Source organism: Caldithrix sp. (assembly GCF_056497305.1).
The window spans coordinates 1-3394 of sequence record NZ_JBSMDE010000126.1 but is presented as its reverse complement, the minus strand read 5'-3'; the positions used below and the strand labels follow the sequence as shown (position 1 = coordinate 3394).

At 48.1% G+C, this 3394-nt stretch carries 4 protein-coding genes and 1 pseudogene; all 5 read right to left on the bottom strand.

What is annotated here, in order from left to right:
- Window positions 1-293: pseudogene (locus tag ACWB0I_RS10425) on the bottom strand (adenylosuccinate lyase); the annotation flags it as partial.
- Complete coding sequence (locus ACWB0I_RS10420; protein ID WP_479387998.1) at window positions 265-1650, bottom strand: phosphoribosylaminoimidazolesuccinocarboxamide synthase; 1386 nt, start codon at window positions 1648-1650, stop codon at window positions 265-267. The gene ACWB0I_RS10420 and the pseudogene ACWB0I_RS10425, both read right to left, overlap by 29 nt.
- Before the next feature lie 68 nt (window positions 1651-1718).
- Window positions 1719-1892 carry a hypothetical protein gene (locus tag ACWB0I_RS10415; RefSeq protein ID WP_479387997.1) on the bottom strand — a complete coding sequence of 58 codons (174 nt, stop codon included), beginning with the start codon at window positions 1890-1892 and terminating at the stop codon, window positions 1719-1721.
- A gap of 29 nt (window positions 1893-1921) precedes the next feature.
- Window positions 1922-2107: a four helix bundle protein gene (locus ACWB0I_RS10410; protein WP_479387996.1), complete on the bottom strand. Its 186-nt coding sequence runs from the start codon at window positions 2105-2107 to the stop codon at window positions 1922-1924.
- A 41-nt stretch (window positions 2108-2148) separates the two neighbouring features.
- A partial coding sequence (purH, locus tag ACWB0I_RS10405) for a bifunctional phosphoribosylaminoimidazolecarboxamide formyltransferase/IMP cyclohydrolase (protein WP_479387995.1) occupies window positions 2149-3394 on the bottom strand: 1246 nt, incomplete at its 5' end.

Here is a 3394-nt window from a genome sequence, read left to right as displayed (position 1 = left end):
GATTTAACATCGTGGTTCAGCGTTTTTTCGATTTCTTTAATGCGCAGGTAATCTTCCATGGAGAAATGGTTCAGGTAAAAGGCGATTGTCTCCTGTTCCTGGTCTGTCAGTTTCGGAAACAGACCCGTGGCATCAAGAGCTTTTAAAAAGTGTAATTCAACCTGCACGCGGGCGCGCATCAGGGCAAACTCGGAGAAATACTCTCCAAGATGTTTCAGGCGGTTTCCGTAGCGTCCGTCTAAGGGCGAAATAGCCCAAGCCCGTTCAGCGGCCCCTGAGTTTTCGGTCTGCATGGAGTAAGTCCTCTTTCATTTTTTGAATGTCATTCAAGATTTGCTCACGCAGCGCCGGTAAGTTTAAACAACGTACGGCAAACAGTGCCGCATTGACAGGATCAACCACCGTGGCTGCCGGAGTGTTGGAAGGCATCATCAGCGAGGAGTTGATGTTCACCATCAGGTCCGTCTTGTCCGAAAAGGGCGGACAGTTGATCAGCGGGATGGTTAAGTTGGCGGCCAGCGCCCCTCCCAAACCGTTTGAGCGTCCGGCAATGGCTACCACAGCGCCTGGCTCAATGGAAAGGTTGTAATCTTTTACCACCTGGGGAATGCGCTCCCCGTTTTTGTGCGCCGATACCACGCGCAATTCGCTAAACACGCCGTATTTTTCGACAACCTTTTGCATTTTGCGGGCGTGTGCTTCATCGGAAGGCGAGCCCATGACAAAAGCTACAAAGCCGGGTTTGATTAAACCGGCTTTCAACAGATTGTTGTACACGCGCTGACGCACATCTTCCGCTGTGTCGGGCAGTTCCTCTCCGGTAATCATGCGGTAAATTTCCCTGTACCGACGCGTTGTTTCGGCAACCACCTCGGGCGGCAGTTCTGTGGGGAACTGCCCCTCTTTTTTGTGTTGCAGCAAATAGGCCCGCACGTACTCTTTGTCCAACTGTTCCGCTGTGTCCGGATGTTTTTCGTAATCTGCCTTTGACCAGAAACGGGACGAATCCGGGGTATGGATTTCATCGATTAACACCAACTCTCCGTCAATCAGTCCGAATTCGTATTTGGTGTCCACCAGAACAATACCCTTCTGTGCTAAAAATTCCGAACCGCGTTTGAACAGTTCCAGACTTACTTCGGCCATTTTTTTGTAAACAGAGGCATCCACCCAGCCTTCTTTTACCAGCTCTTCTGCGGAAATCTCCCGATCGCTCTCTTCTTTGGTGGTGGGCGTTACGATCGGCTCCGGAAAGGCCTGATTCTTTTTCATGCCTTCGGGAATGGGCACGCCTGACACCTGCCGTTTTCCCTTCTGGTAAGCGCGCCAGGCCGAACCGGTTAAATAGCCGCGCACGATCATTTCTACCTTAATTGGTTGTGCCTCGCGCACCAGAGAGATATTAGGATCGATCAGACGCACAAAGTGGTTGGGCACAATGTCTTTGGTCTTTTCGAACCAGAAAGCGGCCAGCGAATTGAGCACCGCCCCCTTGCCCGGTATGGGCGTTTTTAAAACACGGTCAAAGGCCGAAAGGCGATCGGTGGCTACGATCAGTCGATGCGCATCATCGACACGAAAGCTCTCGCGCACCTTGCCGGAGTGAATTTTTGGCAATTGTGGTGTGATGAGATTGGTTAAAACGCTCATTGTTTTCTCCGAAATTTTGAATTTTAAATATTGAATGTTGAATTGTTTTTCGTAAAAATGTTCTCCATTTAGTCATGAGTATTAAAAATGCGCTTTTTATTGGTTTCTAAATTCTTTGCTGTCGTTTTGGCGATTTTTGTTAAAATATTTATTATTTCATCCATTTCTGTTAAATAAGATTCCAATGATAGTTTCACCAGATCACTTTCATTTAAAAGACGCAAGCAGAATTTTGTCTCCATTGCTTCCTTTGACACAACGCACATTTTACTTATTTACTTAAAAAATCCTTCTTACTTTGAGCAACCGTTACTTCCACGATATTTGCGCCAATATTGGTTCCGCAACGTAATATTTTTGAAATGACAGACTCTTTATTTGCTGGGAGCTTTTGGTAAAGCTTAATAATGTTTAACGAAAAAGCAAATGTTCGTTTTTGAATCAAATTTTCTTTCATTTCCTCCATTCAAAATTCAAAACTCAACATTCAACATTTCATTAGTGTTTAAAATGCCGGATGCCGGTAAAAATCATGGCCAGGCCCAATTCATCGCATTTTTGAATTACCGATTTGTCGCGGATCGAGCCTCCGGGTTGCACAATGGTTTTAATGCCGTAGCGGGCGGCGATTTCCACATTGTCCGGAAAGGGAAAGAAGGCGTCCGAGACCAATACAGCCTGAGCCATTTGCTCTTTGATGTAGGTTTCCAGTTGATCCTCGCTGCCGCTGAATTCATTTTTCAGATTTTCCCGGCTGCGTTCCAGAGCCAGGCGCGTCGAGTTCACGCGATTGGGCTGGCCGCAACCCATGCCCAGCAGTTGCAGGTTGCCATTGATTTTACGCACCACGGCAATGGCGTTAGACTTCAATTGACGTATGGCCAGCAATCCAAATTTAAGGAGTGCCCCGTCGACTTCAGCCGCCGCTTTGGTGACGGTTTCCGTTTTGTCCAGTAACGTTTCATCGCTCGTTTGCCGCAGCATTGCCCCGGGCAGGATTTTGAACTCCTTTTCCTGAGCGACGCGTAGCGGATCAATCCGTACGATGCGTAAATTTTTGTGCTGTTTCAAATAGTCGATGGCCTCTGGCGAAAAATCCGGGGCGGCCACGACTTCCACAAACTTACGCAGCATTTTGTTTTCTGCGTCCAGATTTAAAAATTCAACGGTCGAACGTTCAACCTTTCTATTGAAAGCGATGACCGAACCAAAGGCGGAAACGGGATCACCGGCCCAGGCCATTTCAAACACTTCCCGTTGCTCGTTTCCTTCGCACAAACCGCAGGGATTGTTGTGTTTAATGATGGCGCAGGCCGTGTTTTGAAAATCCTTAACAGCGTCCAGTGCGGAATAGAGATCCACAATATTGTTGTACGAAAGTTCTTTACCATGCAAAAATTCCAGATCGTGTAACGAATAAGCCGCGTGACGCTGACGCAAAAAGAACGCCTGTTGATGAGCGTTTTCACCGTAACGCAGGGTTCTGGCCTGATCAAAAGACAAACGCACCGAGAGATGGCCGGCGGTCTCGTCCATGGTGGTGGCGATCATGGCATCGTAATCGGCCGTTACATTGAAGGCTTTGCGCATCAGCCTGAAACGCGTTTCGTAACTCAAGGCGCCGTCATTGTCCTTAAGTTCGCGCACCAGATCGGGATAATCCTGAGGGTCAGTTACCACGGCCACATATTTGAAATTTTTAGCCGCGGCACGCACCATGGTCGGCCCGCCAATGTCGATGTTT

Excerpts from the sequence above, each read along its gene's own strand:
- ACWB0I_RS10420 (WP_479387998.1), bottom strand. The coding sequence starts at position 1,650 with ATGAGCGTTTTAACCAATCTCATCACACCACAATTGCCAAAAATTCAC.
- ACWB0I_RS10415 (WP_479387997.1), bottom strand. The coding sequence starts at position 1,892 with ATGGAGACAAAATTCTGCTTGCGTCTTTTAAATGAAAGTGATCTGGTG.
- ACWB0I_RS10410 (WP_479387996.1), bottom strand. The coding sequence starts at position 2,107 with ATGAAAGAAAATTTGATTCAAAAACGAACATTTGCTTTTTCGTTAAAC.